Annotated in this window: 17 protein-coding genes; 16 read left to right on the plus strand and 1 reads right to left on the minus strand. The window is 54.8% G+C overall.

Annotated elements, in window-relative coordinates:
- A partial coding sequence (locus BMY09_RS22290; protein ID WP_217647480.1) for a hypothetical protein occupies positions 1-192 on the minus strand: 192 nt, incomplete at its 3' end.
- A 372-nt stretch (positions 193-564) separates the two neighbouring features.
- Between BMY09_RS22290 and mraZ the strand changes: the two genes are divergently transcribed.
- The 16 genes from mraZ (at position 565) to lpxC (ending at position 18,664) form a co-directional block, all read left to right on the plus strand.
- Positions 565-1,023: a division/cell wall cluster transcriptional repressor MraZ gene (mraZ, locus tag BMY09_RS20870; RefSeq protein WP_091362081.1), complete on the plus strand. Its 459-nt coding sequence runs from the start codon at positions 565-567 to the stop codon at positions 1,021-1,023.
- 18 nt (positions 1,024-1,041) lie between these two features.
- Positions 1,042-1,980: a 16S rRNA (cytosine(1402)-N(4))-methyltransferase RsmH gene (gene rsmH, locus BMY09_RS20875; RefSeq protein ID WP_091362082.1), complete on the plus strand. Its 939-nt coding sequence runs from the start codon at positions 1,042-1,044 to the stop codon at positions 1,978-1,980.
- The gene (gene ftsL / locus BMY09_RS20880) at positions 1,977-2,327 is read left to right on the plus strand and encodes a cell division protein FtsL (protein WP_091362083.1); all 351 of its coding nucleotides are present in this window, start codon (positions 1,977-1,979) and stop codon (positions 2,325-2,327) included. The genes rsmH and ftsL overlap by 4 nt, the downstream gene beginning before the upstream one ends.
- A complete protein-coding gene (locus BMY09_RS20885; protein WP_091362084.1) occupies positions 2,317-4,032 on the plus strand; it encodes a peptidoglycan D,D-transpeptidase FtsI family protein in 1,716 nt (571 codons plus the stop codon). Before ftsL ends, BMY09_RS20885 begins: the two co-directional genes overlap by 11 nt.
- Entirely contained in the window at positions 4,029-5,522 is a 1,494-nt protein-coding gene (locus BMY09_RS20890) for a UDP-N-acetylmuramoyl-L-alanyl-D-glutamate--2,6-diaminopimelate ligase (protein ID WP_091362085.1), read from the plus strand. Before BMY09_RS20885 ends, BMY09_RS20890 begins: the two co-directional genes overlap by 4 nt.
- Positions 5,519-6,907, plus strand: a complete 1,389-nt coding sequence (locus BMY09_RS20895; protein WP_091362086.1) for a UDP-N-acetylmuramoyl-tripeptide--D-alanyl-D-alanine ligase — start codon at positions 5,519-5,521, stop codon at positions 6,905-6,907. Before BMY09_RS20890 ends, BMY09_RS20895 begins: the two co-directional genes overlap by 4 nt.
- Positions 6,907-7,989, plus strand: a complete 1,083-nt coding sequence (mraY, locus tag BMY09_RS20900; protein ID WP_091362087.1) for a phospho-N-acetylmuramoyl-pentapeptide-transferase — start codon at positions 6,907-6,909, stop codon at positions 7,987-7,989. Before BMY09_RS20895 ends, mraY begins: the two co-directional genes overlap by 1 nt.
- A 10-nt stretch (positions 7,990-7,999) precedes the next feature.
- Positions 8,000-9,352, plus strand: a complete 1,353-nt coding sequence (murD, locus tag BMY09_RS20905; protein WP_091362088.1) for a UDP-N-acetylmuramoyl-L-alanine--D-glutamate ligase — start codon at positions 8,000-8,002, stop codon at positions 9,350-9,352.
- Positions 9,349-10,554, plus strand: a complete 1,206-nt coding sequence (gene ftsW / locus BMY09_RS20910; protein WP_091362089.1) for a putative lipid II flippase FtsW — start codon at positions 9,349-9,351, stop codon at positions 10,552-10,554. The genes murD and ftsW overlap by 4 nt, the downstream gene beginning before the upstream one ends.
- The gene (gene murG / locus BMY09_RS20915) at positions 10,541-11,641 is read left to right on the plus strand and encodes an undecaprenyldiphospho-muramoylpentapeptide beta-N-acetylglucosaminyltransferase (RefSeq protein ID WP_091362090.1); all 1,101 of its coding nucleotides are present in this window, start codon (positions 10,541-10,543) and stop codon (positions 11,639-11,641) included. The genes ftsW and murG overlap by 14 nt, the downstream gene beginning before the upstream one ends.
- 35 nt (positions 11,642-11,676) lie before the next feature.
- A complete protein-coding gene (murC, locus tag BMY09_RS20920) occupies positions 11,677-13,083 on the plus strand; it encodes a UDP-N-acetylmuramate--L-alanine ligase (RefSeq protein ID WP_217647481.1) in 1,407 nt (468 codons plus the stop codon).
- Positions 13,083-14,027: a D-alanine--D-alanine ligase gene (locus tag BMY09_RS20925; RefSeq protein ID WP_091362092.1), complete on the plus strand. Its 945-nt coding sequence runs from the start codon at positions 13,083-13,085 to the stop codon at positions 14,025-14,027. Before murC ends, BMY09_RS20925 begins: the two co-directional genes overlap by 1 nt.
- A gap of 3 nt (positions 14,028-14,030) precedes the next feature.
- Positions 14,031-14,999, plus strand: coding sequence for a cell division protein FtsQ/DivIB (locus BMY09_RS20930; protein WP_091362093.1), 969 nt, complete (start codon positions 14,031-14,033; stop codon positions 14,997-14,999).
- The gene (gene ftsA, locus BMY09_RS20935; RefSeq protein WP_376787862.1) at positions 14,980-16,251 is read left to right on the plus strand and encodes a cell division protein FtsA; all 1,272 of its coding nucleotides are present in this window, start codon (positions 14,980-14,982) and stop codon (positions 16,249-16,251) included. Before BMY09_RS20930 ends, ftsA begins: the two co-directional genes overlap by 20 nt.
- Positions 16,252-16,431: 180 nt before the next feature.
- Positions 16,432-17,628, plus strand: a complete 1,197-nt coding sequence (gene ftsZ / locus BMY09_RS20940) for a cell division protein FtsZ (RefSeq protein WP_091362114.1) — start codon at positions 16,432-16,434, stop codon at positions 17,626-17,628.
- 121 nt (positions 17,629-17,749) lie between these two features.
- Entirely contained in the window at positions 17,750-18,664 is a 915-nt protein-coding gene (lpxC, locus tag BMY09_RS20945; protein WP_091362094.1) for a UDP-3-O-acyl-N-acetylglucosamine deacetylase, read from the plus strand.
- Positions 18,665-18,739 lie beyond the last annotated feature (75 nt).

An 18,739-nucleotide genomic window follows, 5' to 3' on the forward strand; every position in this document is an offset into this window, starting at 1 on the left:
CTTATCGGTGAGCTTTGCATGTTTTTCATATGATGAATGATTGTCCACGACAACTCTCCAAAAAAGCTCAGGACTTATCGGCGAGTTCTGCATCTTTTCATACAATGAATGATTGTCCACGACAGCTCTCAAAAAAAGCTCAGGACTTATCGGCGAGTTCTGCATTTTTTCATACAGTGAATGATTGTCCACGACAGCTCTCAAAAAAGCTCAGGGCTTATCGGCGGGCTCTACATGTTTTTCATATGATGAATGATTGCCCTCGATTCTGCATTTTTAGCGTTGACCTGTTGTGTATCCTGTTGATTTCTTTTTTTTCATCTTGCCAGTGATCTTGTTTGTGATTAGTAGGCGTTCAATTTTTTAACTCTCTGTTATTCAAACGGTTTTTATCCGGCGCTTTCGCTGTCCGCTTTTCTGTATTTGCCTCACTAATAATCCGTCGATTTATAAGCTTGTTTCGGGGAGTTTCTCCCTTGCAAACCTGTAGGTTAATTTCTATAGTGTGCGTTAGTGGGTAATTGTGGGTAATTGTGGGCAGTTTTGGTTAAGGAGTGAGTTTTTTTGGTATTTCGGGGTGTCAATCCAATCAATCTGGATGCCAAGGGCCGTATGGCCATACCGGCACGCTACCGTGACAAGATCACGGAGCATTGCGGTGGGCAACTGGTTGCAACGATTGACACCGAGGAACGCTGTCTGCTGCTTTATCCCCTGGCTGAATGGGAAGAGATTCAGGAAAAGATTGAAGCACTTCCCAGTTTTAACCCCGCGGCGCGGCGTATTCAGCGCTTGCTGATTGGTCATGCAACCGATCTGGATATGGATGGCAATGGCCGGTTGCTGTTGCCTGCTCCACTGCGGGAATACGCAGAGCTTGATAAGAAGATTGTGTTGCTGGGGCAGGGGAATAAGTTTGAGATCTGGAGCGAAACGCGTTGGCTGGCAACCCGCGAGGAGTATCTGGCAGAGGTTGATGGCGGTGCTGAACTGCCGCAAGAGTTACAGAATTTATCACTTTAAACCGACAGGGGTTAGCACATGAGTGCAGAGTTTAAACATATCACAGTACTGCTGAATGAGGCTGTGGATACCCTGGTCGATGATCCGGATGGCTTTTATATCGATGGCACCTTTGGACGGGGTGGTCATTCTGCACTGGTATTGAGTCGCTTGTCTGCGCAGGGACAACTGATGGGGATTGATAAGGATCCTGAAGCGATAGCCTGCGCTGCAGAACGATTTGGTGATGACCCGCGTTTCAGTATTGAACGAGGGTCATTTGCTCAGCTGGAGGCGTTTGTTCGTCAGCGCGAGCTGGCGGGAAAAGTCGATGGTGTATTGCTGGATCTGGGGGTTTCATCTCCTCAGCTTGATGATCCGAACCGGGGGTTCAGCTTTATGGCTGATGGTCCGCTGGATATGCGGATGAACCCGGATGTGGGAGAGAGCGTGGCCGAGTGGCTTGCGCATGCCGCAGAGAAAGAGATTGCTGATGTGCTCTATACCTACGGTGAGGAACGTCACTCCAGACGGATGGCCCGGGCTATTGTGAATGAGCGGGAGCAGGAACCGATCGTGACCACCGGCCGGCTGGCGAAAATTATTACAGAGGCTAACCCCGCATGGGAAAAAGGGAAAAACCCGGCCACCCGCGCTTTTCAGGGGATCCGGATCTTTATTAACCGGGAGCTGGAAGACCTGGAAGACTGTCTCGATCAGGCGTTGGAAGTATTAAAACCCGGTGGGCGACTGGTAGTGATCAGCTTTCACTCTCTGGAAGACCGGATTGTAAAGCGATTTATCCGTAAGTATGTCAAGGGCGATGAGCATCTGCCGCCGGGTATTCCGGTGACCGATGATATGTTGAATATCCGCCTGAAAGCGGTGGGTAAAGCGGTGAAAGCCGGGCGGGAAGAGGTGTCGGATAATCCTCGCTCACGCAGTGCCGTTATGCGGGTAGCGAAAAAAGTACGATGAAACTGGGAGTGACACTGCCTGGATGGCTGAGAGCCCGGGATGAGCAACCGATTGATGATGTGATAGCGCCTGTCGAGCTGGTTAAGCCGGCGCTGATGGTGTTCTGCATGATCGCTCTGGTAGTAGTGTCATCGTTGATGGTGATCTGGTCGGCACATCAGTACCGGATCTTATTTAACCAGCAGCAGGAGCTGGTACAGCAGTGGGATGAGTTGCAGGTTGAATGGGGGCAACTACTACTTGAACAGGGGACTCTGGCCGCGAATAACCGGGTTGAGTCAGTGGCAATTAAACGCCTGGGAATGCATATTCCTGAGCAGGTTGAGGTGATCAGAGATGAGCGATGAGCAGGACTTTCAAGCTCGTGCTGCAAGGGGCTGGCGCTTATGGCTGGTGTTTTTGCTGCTGTTGCTGATCGCGGCTGCGGTGGCGGGTAAGATGCTGTCACTGAATGTGCAGGAGCAAGCGTTTCTGAAGCAACAGGGGGATGCCCGGGTTCTGCGTACTGCGGTGATTCCGGCGCATCGGGGGATGATCAGTGATCGCAACGGTCTGCCGTTGTCGGTCAGTGCGCCTGTCTCAACGGTGTGGATGAATCCTAAAGAGTTTGACCTGCATAACGCCTCGATCAATAAACTGGCGACCCTGATCGACAGTACTAAATCCGACCTGCTGAAGCGGGTAGCGCAGTTCCGTGATAAGCAGTTCATCTATCTGAAACGTCAGATGACGCCTGCTCAGGCGGAGCAGATTGAAGATCTGCACATGCCTGGCGTCTATGTAGACCGCGAATATAAACGCTTCTACCCTGCTGCAGAGGTTGCCACGCATCTGGTGGGCTTTACCAGTGTTGATGGGGTTGGCCAGGAAGGCATTGAACTGGCGTTTGAGGACTGGTTACAGGGTGTACCGGGTAAAAAACTGGTGATGCGGGATCTGCTCGGCCGGACGGTTAAACATATCCGCGAGCTGGAACCGATGGTGCAGGGTAAAGATCTGCAGCTGAGTATCGATCTGCGGTTGCAGTATCTGGCATATCGGGAGCTGAAAGCTGCGGTGCAGGCCCATAAAGCAGATTCAGCGGCGATGGTAGTGCTTGATGTGCATACCGGTGAAGTGCTGGCGATGGTCAATCAGCCCTCTTACAACCCGAATGATCGCAGCAACCTCGGCAGTGATATGAAGTCGCTGCGTAACCGGGCGGTGACCGACACCTTTGAGCCGGGGTCTACCATGAAACCGCTGACGATCGCGGCGGCATTGATGAGTGGTAAGTATACCCCTGACAGTGTGATTGATACCTCGCCTGGTTATATCCGGGTGAAGGGCAACACGATCCGTGACCACCGAAACTATGGTGAGCTGGATCTGGGCCGGATTATTACTAAATCCAGTAACGTTGGGGTGACGAAGCTGGCGCTGAGTATGCACGGGGATGCTGTGCGGAATGTTTTTCAGAATGTCGGGCTGGGACAGGTACCGGGTACCGGTTTTCCTGGAGAACAGCCGGGCGTATTACCCTATTTGTCCGAACGGCAGAAGGTTGAGCGTGCCACGATGGCTTATGGCTACGGTCTCTCTGTAACCCCGTTGCAGCTGGCGCAGGCGTATCTGCCGTTCGCCACCGGTGGGCTGGTGCGCCATGTATCGCTGCTGAAACTTGACCGGCCCGAGCCCGGCACCCGGGTGATGCCGGAAAAGGTTGCACGGGAAGTGCTGGAGATGATGGAAACCGTTACTCAGGCTGGTGGTACCGGACGCCGGGCTGCCATCGACGGATATCGGGTAGCGGGCAAGACCGGGACTGTGCATAAAGTTGGCACCGGCGGCTATGCGGATGATCAGTATGTTTCCATTTTTGCCGGTGTCGCGCCGGTGGATAATCCTGAAATCGTGGCGGTGGTGATGGTGGATAATCCGAAAGGGCAGGAGTACTACGGTGGTGAAGTGGCCGCACCTCTGTTTTCGCGGGTGGTCGGTGGCGCTCTGCGCATGTTGAATGTGGCACCGGATAACTGGCAGCCAGTGCACACGCAGATGGTGATGAAATGAGCCGGGTCAGTTTTCATCTGGTTGAGTTGTTGCCACAACTGGCCGGTAGTGATCTGGCACAGCTGGAGATCGGCGGTATCTGTCAGGATAGCCGTCAGGTGAAACCGGGTGATCTGTTTTTTGCCCGTAATGGTGTGAGCCATAAAGGGATCGATTTTGTTTGCTCCGCTGCAGCAGAAGGGGCAGTTGCTGCGATTGTTGATGACGCAGAACTGGCTGCAGCGGACTCTATTGATGTGACTATCCCGCTGATCGGTGTGACGGATGTCGCGGCACTGATTGGCGAGGTAGCTTCACGTTTCTTTGGGGAACCCTCTCTTCATATGCGGGTGGTGGGTGTCACCGGCACCAACGGTAAAACCTCCAGCGCGCACTATATCGCCCAGTTGCTGCAGGGCTGTGGCGAGGTATGTGGCCTGATAGGGACCGTGGGTAATGGTTTGCTGGGGCAACTCAGGGAGTCAACCCATACCACGCCGGATGCTATTGGTGTGCATCGCCTGCTGGCAGAACTGCGGGATAGTGGTGCAACGGCTGTGGTTATGGAGGTATCCAGTCATGCACTGGATCAGCAGCGGATCAGCGGGGTGCACTTCAATGCGGCAGGCTTTACTAATCTGTCGCGGGACCATCTGGATTACCACGGTGATATGGACAGCTACGGGGCAGCAAAAGCCCGGTTGTTTTTCGAGATGGAGATTGATCATCAGGTGGTGAATGCCGATGACGCTTTCGGCGCAACGATTCTGGCCCGTAAAGATGGGCAGGACCGGATCGGTTTTGGCGAGTCTGAACGGGCGGAAGTACGAGCCACCGGAGTGGTACTGTCGGCCAGCGGAATTATCGCCCGGATTGAGACCGCAAGGGGAACCTTTGCTCTGGATACGGGTCTGATCGGCCGCTTCAATCTGAGTAACCTGTTGCTGGCCATCGCTATTACTGAGCAGATGGGTTATCCGCAGCAGCAGATTGAACGTGCGTTGCAGCACCTGACACCGGTGGCTGGACGGATGCAACGGGTATCCCGCCAGACACCTCTGGTGGTAGTGGATTATGCCCACACGCCGGATGCGCTGGAAAAAGCCCTTGAAGCACTGCGGAATCATTGTCAGGGGCGGCTCTGCTGTGTGTTTGGCTGCGGCGGTGACCGGGATACCGGTAAAAGAGCGCAGATGGCACAGGTAGCGGAGCGACTGGCTGACTGTATTGTGGTCACCAGTGATAATCCCCGTACAGAAGATCCGCAGCAGATTATACAAATGATTATGGCAGGTTTTAGCCGCAGCGCCTCTGTGTCCTCTGAAACTGACCGCAAACGGGCCATTGAACAGGCGATTGCGGCGCTGCAGCCAGACGATATTTTATTGATCGCCGGAAAAGGGCATGAGAACTATCAGGATATACAAGGGGTGAAGATGCCGTTCGATGACCTGGCGGTTGCCAGAGAGGCATTAGTAATGCGGGCAGCTAAACAGGGGCGTTCCCAATGAACGGTCCGTTCAGTCTGAGTGAGCTGGCGCCAGCACTGTCAGCCCGCCTGATTGGCGGAAGCTGCGAGGTGCTGGGGGTGAGCACTGATACACGCCATATTGGCAGCGGTGATCTTTTTATTGCCTTACGGGGTGAACACTTTGACGCCCACAACTTTGTAAAACAGGCAGTCGCTGAGGGGGCGGTTGCGGTGGTGGTTGAGCATGAGGTCGATGTTGATGTGCCTCAGTTGGTGGTCAGTAATACCCGCATGGCGCTGGGTAATATCGCCGCTTATAACCGTCAACGGTTCAGCGGTTCGATGTTTGCTGTGACCGGTAGTAGTGGCAAAACCACAGTAAAAGAGATGCTCGCGTCTATCAACCGGCTGCGGGGACAGACTCTGGCAACCCAGGGCAATCTGAACAACGATATCGGTGTTCCTCTGACGCTGTTAAGGCTGTCGGCCGGTGACCGTTATGGGGTGATTGAGATGGGCGCCAGTGGTGCCCATGAGATCGCCTATAGCACCCAGCTGACCCGACCGGATGTGGCGATTCTGAATAATGCCTTTGGTGCTCACCTGGAAGGGTTTGGCTCCCTCAGAGGCGTGGTGCTGGCGAAAGCGGAAATTTTCGAAGGGCTATCTGACAGCGGCACGGCAGTGGTTAATCTGGATGATCCCCACGCTGATATCTGGCTGGGCATGTTGCAACAGCAGCCGCTGATGACCTTTTCGGTAGAGCGCAGTGAGGCGTCTGTGTTTGCCTCAGATATCTGCTTACAGGGCAACGGCTGTTATGCCTTCAAACTGAACTATCAGGGGCAGCAGTATCCGGTCAGTCTGGCGGTAATGGGGCGGCACAATATCGCCAACGCGCTGGCAGCAGCGGCTGCAGTACTGGCCGACGGCTGCCCGCCTGAAACTGCAGCGCAGGGACTGGGGCAATGCCAGGCCGTTGCGGGGCGGATGCGTCCGATTCAGTCAGACGGCTCCACCCTGATTATTGATGACAGCTATAACGCCAACCCTGATGCGGTGAAGGCGGCACTCAATACACTGTCAGAACTGAACGGTGAAAAGGTAGTGGTGCTGGGTGATATGGGGGAGCTGGGTGACGGCGCAGAGGAACAGCACCGGCAACTGGGAGCGTTTGCGGCAACCCGGCCAATCGACCTGCTGTTGACTTGCGGCGCCCTCAGCACCGCGACTCATGCAGGCTTTAGTACCGCCGGAGGCAAAAAAGCAGAACACTTCGCGGATAAAGCCGCTCTGCTCAGCTATCTGCAACAGCTACCACCGCGTCAGCGCATTATTCTGGTAAAAGGCTCCCGCAGTGCGGGGATGGATCAAATTGTAACTGGCCTGGCGAATACAGGCTCTACCGATGGGGGTAGTCACTGATGTTATTGCTTCTGGCCAACTGGCTGGCTGAATATAACAGTTTTTTCTCCGTATTCAGCTATCTGACGTTGCGCGGAATTCTTGGCGTGCTGACGGCACTGGCGATCTCGCTGTTGCTGGGGCCTGCGCTGATCCGCAAGCTGAAAAGCAAGCAGATTGGTCAGACGGTACGTAGTGATGGTCCGGAATCCCACTTCAGCAAGGCGGGAACGCCGACAATGGGTGGCGCGCTGATTATTCTGGCGATCATGATCAGTAGCCTGCTGTGGTCCGATCTGAGTAACCGATACACCTGGATCGTTCTGGGTGTGACCTTTATCTTTGGCGCTGTTGGCTGGGTCGATGATTACCGGATGGTGATCGAGAAGAGTTCGCGGGGATTACCAGCGCGCTGGAAATATTTCTGGCAATCGGTTGGTGGCCTGGGGGCCGCCATCGTGCTTTATGTAACTGCCCATGGGCCTGCAGAGACACAACTGATTATCCCGATCTTTAAAGATGTCGCCATTGAGATGGGGCTGTTCTTTATCGTCTTCACTTACTTTGTCATTGTGGGGACTTCCAATGCAGTCAACCTGACCGATGGCCTGGATGGCCTGGCCATTTTGCCCACCGTGCTGGTTGCCGGTGCGCTGGGGTTCTTTGCCTATCTGGGGGGGAACGTCAACTTTGCCAACTATCTGCATATACCCTACATCGCGGGTTCCGGTGAGTTGATTATTATCTGTGGTTCAATTGTCGGGGCCGGCCTCGGGTTTCTCTGGTTTAACGCCTATCCTGCTCAGGTGTTCATGGGGGATGTGGGCGCGCTGGCGCTGGGGGCTGCGCTCGGTGTTATCGCCGTTATTGTTCGTCAGGAGCTGGTGCTGCTGATTATGGGCGGCGTGTTTGTCATTGAGACGGTATCGGTGATTCTCCAGGTAGCATCATTCAAGCTGACCGGACGGCGGATCTTTCGCATGGCGCCGCTGCATCACCATTTTGAACTGAAAGGCTGGCCGGAACCCCGCGTTATTGTGCGGTTCTGGATTATTACTGTGGTGCTGGTTCTGATCGGACTGGCGACCCTGAAAATACGTTAACGGAGCGATTGTGAGCCTGATAGCAACAGATCAACTGCGGATTATTATCGGTCTTGGACAGACCGGGCTGTCCTGCGCCCGTTATCTGACACGCAAAGGTGTTCCGTTTGTTCTGGTTGATACCCGTGATGTGCCGCCCAATCTTGACCTGATTCGCTCAGAGTTCCCAGCGACAGAGTTGCATTGCGGCCCACTGGATCAGCAACTGTTGTGCCGGGCGGGCGAAATTCTGCTGAGCCCGGGCGTTGCCAAGGATCAGCCCGCTATTCAGGCTGCCGTTGCCGCCGGGGTTAAACTCAGTGGTGATATCGATCTTTTCTGTCAGGCGGTTACTGCTCCGATCATTGCGATTACAGGTTCCAATGCCAAGAGCACCGTGACCACTCTGGTCGGTCAGATGGCGCTGGATGCGGGTATTGATGCTGGTATCGGAGGTAATCTGGGGACGCCGGTACTGGATATGCTGGAAGGAGGCGAACAGCAGCTCTATGTTCTGGAGCTATCCAGTTTTCAGCTGGAAACCGTCAATGACCTGCGGGCTGCGGCGGCAACGGTGCTCAATGTCAGTCCCGATCATCTGGACCGTTACAACAACAGCCTGCAACAGTATTACCAGGCGAAGCACCGTATATTTAAGGGTGCTGCAAACGTTATTGTTAATCGTGATGACCCACTGACATCCCCCCTGGTGAGCAGTGGAGTTAAAGTATCCAGTTTTGGCCTGGGCCGCCCCGATCTTAACCAGTTTGGTTTACTGGAGCAGCAGGGTGAGTTGTATCTGGCCCGGGGCCTGAAACCCTTGCTGGCGATCAGTGAACTGAAAATTCAGGGGCAACACAATATCGCCAATGCACTGGCGTCGCTGGCGCTGGGAGAGGCGGCCGGTATCCCGCTGCTATCGATGTTGCAAACCCTGAAAAACTTTACCGGCCTGAAACATCGCTGTCAGTGGGTTGATGATAAGGGCGGCGTGGCCTTTTTTAATGACAGTAAAGGCACCAACGTGGGGGCCACGGTCGCAGCCATTAACGGGCTGGCGGCAACCCTGACCCCAGGTAATAAAATTGTGCTGATTGCTGGTGGCGTTGGCAAAGGGGCTGATTTTAGTGATCTGAACCAACCGTTGCAGCAAGCGGGGCGGGCGTTGGTGCTGATCGGAAAGGATGGTGGGCTGATCGATCAGGCGGTCAGTTGCCTGCCCGGGCAGTACGCTGCCACGATGCCGGAGGCGGTTTCACTGGCTGCCCGTCTGGCCCGGCCCGGTGATATCGTGCTGCTGTCTCCGGCCTGTGCCAGCTTTGATATGTTCAGCGGTTTTCCGGCCCGGGGTGATGCCTTTATTGAGTCGGTGGAGGCACTATGAGTATGGCCACCACTGCCCCAGTCACTGCCCGTAACCGGGTGTTGCCATTCGATCCGCTGTTTGTCAGCGCGGTACTCTGCCTGATCCTGATAGGCTTCGTGATGATCAGTTCCGCCTCGATTGAGGTGGCTGCGGTACGTAACAATAATCCGTTCTTCTATATGATTCGCCATGGTGTTTTTATTCTGTTGGGGCTTGCAGCGGCGATTGTTGTACTGCGAATTCCAATCAGCTTCTGGCAGCGCAGTGGCCCCTGGTTGTTGCTGGTAGGTTTTGTATTGCTGGTACTGGTGCTGGCGGTGGGCCGGGAGATTAACGGTTCGGTTCGCTGGATCTCTCTGGGGCCGGTAAACCTGCAGGCATCAGAGGTGGCCAAGTTTGCCATGGTGATCTATCTGGCCGGTTATCTGGTGCGGCGACTGACCGAGGTCAGAAGCAGCTGGAAGGGGATTGCCAAGCCTGCGCTGCCACTGGCTTTTTTTGTCTTTCTGATGATTCTTGAGCCAGACTTCGGTGCCGCTGTGGTATTGATGGGCAGTGTTATGGGGATGATCTTTCTTGGCGGGATGAAGTTCAGTCAGTTTGCCCTGATTGTGATCGGTTGTGCCGTTGTGATCCCCTCACTGGCGATGCTTCAGCCCTACCGGGTGGTGCGTCTGAAAACCTTCCTTGATCCCTGGGCTGATCCGTTTGGTTCCGGCTATCAACTGGCGCAGGCGCAGATCGCTTTTGGCCGGGGCGACTGGTTTGGCGAAGGTCTGGGCAACAGCGTTCAGAAGCTGTTCTATCTGCCTGAAGCGCATACCGATTTTGTGTTCTCCGTTCTCGCCGAGGAGATGGGGCTGGTGTTTGCGCTGCTGGTGGTATGTCTTTACGGCCTGATCGCCGTGCGTATGTTTCGTATTGGCCGCAGAGCGGAAAAACTACAGCAGTTTTTTATGGCCTATATCGCCTATGGCTTCGCCATCATGCTGACAGGTCAGGCGCTGATCAATATCGGAGTTAATGTGGGGGCCTTGCCAACCAAGGGACTGACCCTGCCACTGGTGAGCTACGGCGGCAGTAGCCTGGTGGTCAGCTGCGTCATGATCGCTATCGTGATGCGGGTTGATTACGAACTGAAAAGGTTGTTGGCAGATGCTCCGGCTCCGGCCACAACAAAACAGCGAAAAAAGACAGCGGGCGCTGATGATGAAAAATAACCGCACAGTACTGATTATGGCAGGCGGCACCGGTGGCCATGTGTTTCCCGCGCTGGCGACTGCTGACTGTCTTCGCCAGCAAGGAGTGTCTGTCGAGTGGCTGGGGACTGCAGCGGGTATTGAAGCCGATGTTGTTCCTGCCGCGGATATCCGTTTGCACTGTATCGATGTAAAAGGTTTGCGGGGTAAGGGGAAGTTAAGCTTACTGATGGCACCCTTGCGGTTGCTCCATGCTTTGTATCAGGCGTTGGCTGTGTTACGCCGGGTTAAACCTGACATGGTGTTGGGGATGGGAGGTTTTGCTTCGGGGCCCGGGGGGCTGGCAGCCTGGTTGACCGGGGTTCCGGTTGTGGTGCATGAGCAGAATGCCTGTGCCGGAATGACCAATAAAATTCTGGCGCGGATGGCCCGGCGGGTGCTTGAAGCGTTTGGCGGCGCATTTCGCGGCAAATTTACAACCACCGTTGTGGGTAATCCGGTGCGCGGCGATATTCTCAATCTGCCCGCACCCGAACAGCGCTTTGAGGGACGCCAGGGGCCTGTTCGATTGCTGGTGGTGGGGGGCAGCCTGGGGGCGACCGCCATCAATGAGTTACTTCCCGCCGTATTAAGCCAGCTACCAGATAGCTGTGAGCTGGAGGTTTTGCACCAGGTGGGTAAACGGAATCTGTCGCAGACTCAGTCGCTGTATCAGGCGGCAGGACTTGCAGAGCGGGAGACGATCCGGGTGGTGCCCTTCATTGAACGGATGGATGAAGCTTACGGCTGGGCTGATCTGGTGTTATGTCGGTCAGGCGCATTGACAGTCAGCGAGCTGAGCATTGCCGGGGTTGCGTCTGTACTGGTGCCTTTTCCCTTTGCGGTGGATGACCATCAGACGGGAAATGCCCGGTTTCTGGCTGAAGCGGGTGCTGCGATTCTGGTGCAGCAGAAAGATCTGGATCGGGACCGGCTGATCAATATTTTGACAGAGCAGCTGAATGACCGGCAGGTGCTGCTAGAGATGGCGCAGAAAGCGCGCCAACTGGGACAACCTGACGCTAGTCAAACGGTAGCCGATATCTGTCTGGAGGTAATGAAAAAGTGACTGAGAATACGACAGAAGTTTATGAAGTACCGGAGATGCGACGTATTCGCAGGATCCACTTTGTGGGTATTGGCGGCGTAGGTATGTGCGGTATCGCTGAGGTTTTGCTGAACCAGGGATACCAGATCTCCGGTTCAGATATTAAAACCTCAGCCACCACGGAACGGTTGCAGAAAATGGGTGCAGAGATCTTTATCGGACATCTGGCGGAGAATATTACCGCCGCCAATGTGGTGGTCACCTCTACAGCGGTTCGGGATGATAACCCGGAGGTGAGCGCAGCCCGCGAACGACGTATTCCTATTGTTCGTCGTGCCGAGATGTTGGCCGAACTGATGCGCTATCGTCATGGTATTGCGGTGGCGGGCACCCATGGTAAGACCACTACCACCAGTTTGCTGGCATCGGTGATGGCAGAAGCCAAACTGGATCCAACCTTTGTGATTGGCGGGCGGCTGAACAGTGCCGGAACCAACGCGAAGCTGGGCGGCAGCCGCTATCTGGTCGCTGAAGCTGATGAGAGTGATGCTTCCTTCCTCCATCTGCAACCGATGGTGGCAATTGTCACCAATATCGATGCCGATCATATGGACACCTATGGGGGGGACTTTGGCAAGTTGAAGCAGACCTTTGTCGATTTCCTGCATAACCTGCCGTTCTATGGACTCGCTGTGCTGTGCACCGATGATCCGGTGGTCAAAGAGATTATAGCCGAGGTCGGCCGGCCTGTTGTCACCTACGGGTTTAATGACGAGGCGGATTACCGCGCAGAGAATATCGTTCAGAACGGTTTGAAAACCCGTTTTACCGCTAAACGTCCAGATGGACGGGACGATCTGCAGGTGACTCTGAATATGCCCGGCAGACATAACGTCCTGAACGCTCTGGCTACCATCGCCGTAGCGACTGATGAAGGGATCGATGATCAGTCGATCTGTCAAGCGTTGCAGACGTTTGAGGGGGTCGGTCGCCGTTTTCAGGTGCTGGGAGAGATTCCGGTTAAGGGCGGCACGGCGATGCTGGTGGATGACTATGGTCACCACCCCCGTGAGGTTCAGGCAACGATCCGTGCGGTGAAAGAGGGATGGCCGGATAAGCGTCTGGTGATGATCAATCAGCCCCATCGTTATACCCGTACCCGGGATCTCTATGAAGATTTTGTCCAGGTACTGTCTGAAGCGGATGTGCTGTTGTTGATGGAGGTTTTTTCCGCCGGCGAAGAGCCGATAGCGGGGGCCGACAGTCGCAGCCTGTGTCGAAGTATACGTCAGCGGGGCAGTGTTGATCCGGTGTTTGTTGAGTCGGTTGATGCGGTGCCTGGATTGTTACACAACCTGCTGCAGCCGGGAGATCTGCTACTGACCCAGGGCGCGGGAAATATCACCGCTCTGGCGCATGAGCTTTCCAAACTTGATCTGACTGTGGCGGCGGAGGCAGATTGATGACGACTTTTATGATTAGTGCACAGGAACGAAGCCAGTTTGGCCGGGTTGCGGTGCTCTATGGTGGTTCTTCGGCGGAGCGCAGTATCTCTCTGAAAAGTGGTGCAGAGGTGTTGCGAGGATTGCTGCAGGCCAATGTTGATGCTTTTGGTATCGACCTCTGTGCTGAGGGGGCCGACCCGTTGCAGCAGTTGCAAAACGCTGAGTTTGACCGGGCGTTTCTGATTCTGCACGGTCGTGGTGGCGAAGATGGCACGATCCAGGGGGTGCTGGAGATTATGGGCAAACCCTATACCGGCAGTGGTGTTATGGCGTCAGCCCTGGGGATGGATAAGGTTAAATGTAAGCAGATCTGGAGTGCTGCCGGCCTGCCAACCCCGAGCTATGTCGTGCCAGATGAAAACTCAGATCTGCAGCAGATCGCAGATCAGCTTGGTTTTCCGATGATTGTTAAGCCTGCCCATGAGGGGTCCAGCATCGGTATGAGTAAGGTTGACAGTGCCGGGGCGTTAGCGCAGGCGATTGGTGCGGCCCGGCAGTTCGACCGGGCTGTTCTGGTTGAAAGCTGGATCAGTGGTCCTGAATTTACCATTGCGGTCCTGAATGGCCAGGCGCTGCCGGTTATTCGTCTGGAAACGCCCCATGAGTTTTATGATTTTGACGCCAAATACCAGGCCAGTGATACCCAGTACCACTTTGATAACGAGCTGACAGCGAATCAGGAAACTGAGCTCAAACATCTGGCAGAACAGGCATTTGATATGGTCGGCTGCAGTGGCTGGGGACGGGTTGATGTGATGCTTGATCAGCAACGGGGCTTTCAGCTGCTGGAGGTGAATACGCTTCCGGGGATGACCGATCACAGTCTGGTACCGATGGCTGCCCGGGAAGCGGGTATCAGCTTTGAGGAACTGGTGGTCACCATTCTGCGGGGGAGCCTCTGAAGCATGTTAAAAAAACTGTTTTCACAGGCTGAACAGCAAGAGGAGCCGCCTAAAAGGGGGGCCTCTGCCACTGTTCACAGGAAAGCAGAGACCAGTGGCGCTAAAAAACGCTTCTGGAGATCAGAACGGTCTGCGGTTGCCGATGAGCGTCTGCTGAAGCAGAAAAGCAAAACATCCGCTGAAGGGACAGAACGTGAGCCGCTGGCCGCAGAGGAGACTGCGCGCTGGCATGGTATTGATGGTGACTGGTGGATCAAGCCCGCCACCATACTGACGGCACTGGCGGTGTTTATTGCCCTGGGTAATTACTGCTACAGCTCGCTCTATCACTGGCTGGATCAGCCGGTTGAGTGGGTTACTTTTGAGGGGAATACAGAACATCTGGACCGGACGCAGCTGGCGGCCAGCTCCGTTGCCCTGATGAAGGGGGGGCTGCTGAGCGCCGATCTGGACGCGGTAAAGGCGGGTATACAGAAGAACCCCTGGGTGTATCAGGTGGGAGTGAGTCGGCGCTGGCCTGCCTCCCTCTACCTGCAAATAAAAGAGGAGGTTCCGGTTGCCCGCTGGGGAGATGATGCTCTGTTGAACCATGAGGGGGATATTTTCTGGCCCGATCAGGTCGCCCGATACAGCGCTCTGCCGCTTTTGACAGGACCTTCCGGTAATACTGCGATGATGATGTCGGAGTATTACGACCTGAATCAGATGCTGCGCAACGCCGGCCTGCAGCTGGTTGAGCTGAAGCTGGAAGCGCGGGGGGCCTGGACCCTGATGCTGAATAACGGCATTAAAGTTGTGGTGGGACGGGACCAGGTAGTGGCCAGACTGGAACGGTTTCTGACGGTCTATCAGCAGCGATTGCAGGCGGAAGCTGACGCCGGGCGGATAGAACAGATCGATATTCGATATAACAACGGCATTGCCGTTAAGTGGCGCCCTGAGGCGGCCACAGATGAACAACAAAAAGGTTGATACTGTGAATATGGCGATGAAGCCTGGAAATAATATGATCGTGGCACTGGATATAGGCACCTCGAAAGTGGTGTGTCTGGTGGGCGAGGTTGGCCTGGACGGCACGATCGATATCGTTGGTATCGGCTCCCATGAGTCGCGGGGGCTGAAGCGGGGCGTGGTGGTGAATATCGAATCCACCGTGCACTCCATTCAGCGGGCGGTGGAAGAGGCCGAGCTGATGGCGGGCTGCAAGATCCACTCGGTGACGGTGGGGGTCGCCGGCAGTCATATCAACAGCATGAACTCCCACGGTATCGTTGCCGTCCGCGACGGCGAAGTGATGGAACATGATCTGGAACGGGTGATTGATGCGGCCCGGGCGGTGGCGATTCCCGCCGATCAGAAGATTTTGCATATCCTGCCGCAGGAGTATGTCATCGATAACCAGGAGGGCATTCGCGAACCGCTGGGGATGTCCGGGGTGCGACTGGAAGCCAAAGTGCATCTGGTGACCGGCGCGGTGAATGCGGTGCAGAACATTGAGAAGTGCGTTAAGCGTTGTGGTCTGGCGGTGGATAACGCGGTGCTGGAACAGCTGGCATCCAGTTACTCGGTGCTGACCGAGGATGAGAAAGAGTTGGGTGTCTGCATGGTGGATATGGGGGGCGGTACCACCGATATCGCTATCTTCACCGGTGGTGCGATCCGCCATACCGCGGTGATCCCGATTGCCGGTGACCAGGTGACCAACGATATCGCCATGGCGTTGCGCACACCGACACCCCATGCAGAAGAGATCAAGATCAAATATGCCTGTGCGCTGGCCCAGCTGGCCAGCGCCGAGGACACCATCAAGGTGCCCAGTGTCGGTGATCGTCCGGCGCGGGATCTGTCGCGACAAGCGCTGGCAGAGGTGGTTGAACCGCGCTATGACGAACTGTTTACCCTGGTGCAGGCGGAACTGCGTCGCAGCGGTTTTGAGGATCTGGTGGCCGCGGGAATAGTACTGACCGGGGGCACGGCGAAGATGGAAGGGGCGGTGGAGCTGGCGGAAGAGATCTTCCATATGCCGGTGCGACTGGCGTTGCCAAAAGGTGTGCGGGGCATGGGAGATATCCTTAACAGCCCGATCTACGCCACCGGCATCGGCCTGTTGCAATACGCCAAACAGGATATTCAGCATCTGGGCGAAGCGGTAGTGGTTGAAGATGTAGTAGAGCGACCTAATGTACTGAACCGGATGAAAGCCTGGTTCCAGGGGAACTTCTGATGAGTTACTAACTGAAATTCGACGCAGACAGAGAGGTCGCGTAAGACAAGTTTAGGGGGCAGGTACCCAGAGTATTAACCCCGGTGATTGATGTGTTCACAGGATGTGACAGACAGCAATGAAACAGAACGCAACAAAAAAACAGGTGCGGGTTGGGCACTGAACCTGGAGGGAAGGGATATGTTTGAACTAGTTAATAATATCGCACAGAACGCTGTCATTAAGGTGATTGGCGTCGGTGGTGGCGGTGGTAATGCCGTACAGCACATGGTCTCATCGGATGTCGATGGGGTCGAGTTTATCTGTGCCAATACCGATGCACAGGCGCTCAACAATATGGGCTCACGCAGTGTTCTGCAGCTGGGTGGTGAGATTACCAAGGGGCTGGGCGCGGGGGCCAATCCGGATATCGGTCGTCAGGCGGCTCTGGAGGATCGCGATCAGATTGTTGAGATGCTCAGCGGTGCGGATATGGTGTTTATCACCGCTGGTATGGGTGGTGGTACCGGTACCGGTGCGGCGCCGGTTGTCGCTCAGGTGGCCAAAGAACTGGGTATTCTGACGGTTGCGGTAGTGACCAAGCCGTTCCCGTTCGAGGGTAAAAAGCGGATGCTGATCGCCGATCAGGGGATCAAAGAGCTGTCCGAGCATGTCGACTCGCTGATTATCGTGCCCAACGAAAAACTGCTGCAGGTGCTGGGCAAAAACTGCACCCTGATGAAAGCGTTCGACGAAGCAAATGATGTCCTTAAAGGGGCGGTGCAGGGGATCTCTGATCTGATTATCCGCCCGGGTATGATCAACGTCGACTTTGCAGACGTACGCACGGTGATGTCAGAGATGGGTACCTCAATGATGGGGACCGGCATGGCACGGGGTGAAAACCGGGCGATTGAGGCGGCTGAAGCGGCTGTTCGCAGTCCGTTGCTGGAAGATGTCGACCTGATGGGGGCTCGCGGTATTCTGGTGAATATCACCGCTGGTCTGGATCTGGGTCTTGGCGAGTTCAGCGATGTGGGTCAGGTGATCGAAGAGTTTGCCTCTGATAATGCTATTGTGGTGGTGGGCACCGTTATCGATCCGGAGATGGTGGATGATATTAAGGTGACCGTTGTGGCGACCGGCCTGCAGAGAGCGAAGCAGGAAGATACCACGGTTAAGGTGGTCAGCAATAACCGTAAACCCGATGGTCAGCTTGATCTGAATCAGCTGGAATTGCCTGCAGTTCACAGGCGTAAGGCAGACCATATCAGCGCTGAAAAAAATAGAGTGTCACACAGGGAACTTTCTGGAAATCAGGAGTCGAAGAGTGGCACACAGGGGGAAACTGAGACCTATCTGGACATCCCGACATTTCTGCGGCGTCAGGCGGATTAAGCAGTCCACTGGAAAGCCTGATGTTGCAGGGGTTACGCGAATCAGTTATTGCTGATATAGCGGTATTTTTGTTAATATGGCGCGTTAATTCGCGACACACCAAACAGCCTTGGCAGACAATATGATCGGACAACGTACATTACGGAACAGCATTAAAGCAACTGGCGTAGGCCTTCACACCGGTCAGAAAGTGTATCTGACTCTGAAGCCCGCGCCTGTAGATACCGGTATTGTTTTTCGTCGGGTGGATCTTGAGCCGGCTGTAGAGATCCACGCACGGGCAAAAAATGTGGGTGACACGACACTGTCGACCAATCTGCAGAAGGGTGATGTACGGGTTTCCACCGTTGAGCATCTGCTGTCGGCTATGGCTGGACTGGGGATCGATAATGCCTATGTCGAGCTGAGTGCCGAAGAGGTGCCGATTATGGATGGCAGTGCCGCGCCATTCGTTTTCCTGATTCAGTCTGCGGGTATTCAGGAGCAGAATGCGCCGAAACAGTTTATCCGCATCATGAAAGAGGTCACTGTTCAGATTGAGGACAAAATTGCTACCTTTAAGCCGTTTAATGGTTTCAAGGTTGGCTTTACCATCGATTTTGATCACCCCGCTTTTGCTGACCGTAACATGGAAGCCAGTCTGGATTTTTCCAGCACTTCATTTGTAAAAGAGGTTAGCCGGGCCCGTACTTTTGGCTTTATGCGGGATATTGAATATCTCCGTGCCCAGAATCTGGCACTGGGTGGCAGTATGGATAACGCTATCGTGGTGGATGATTACCGCATCCTCAATGAGGATGGTCTGCGTTATGACGATGAGTTTGTTAAACATAAAGTACTGGACGCGGTGGGTGATCTTTACCTGCTGGGCAAAAGCCTGATTGGTGAGTTTCACGGCTTTAAATCCGGCCACTATCTGAACAATCTGCTGCTGCGCAAACTGCTGGAAACAGAGGATGCATGGGAGATTGTAACCTTTGAGGGGCGCGAGCAAGCGGTGCCAATCTCATATCTGCAGCCTGCAGCTGTAAGCTGATTAGCATTAACACCCTGAAAGCCGGACTCCAGAGTCCGGCTTTTTACTTTTTTTAAGGTCGATATATCCGCAAAA

Source organism: Amphritea atlantica (assembly GCF_900111095.1).
In the GTDB taxonomy this organism is placed as follows: domain Bacteria; phylum Pseudomonadota; class Gammaproteobacteria; order Pseudomonadales; family Balneatricaceae; genus Amphritea; species Amphritea atlantica.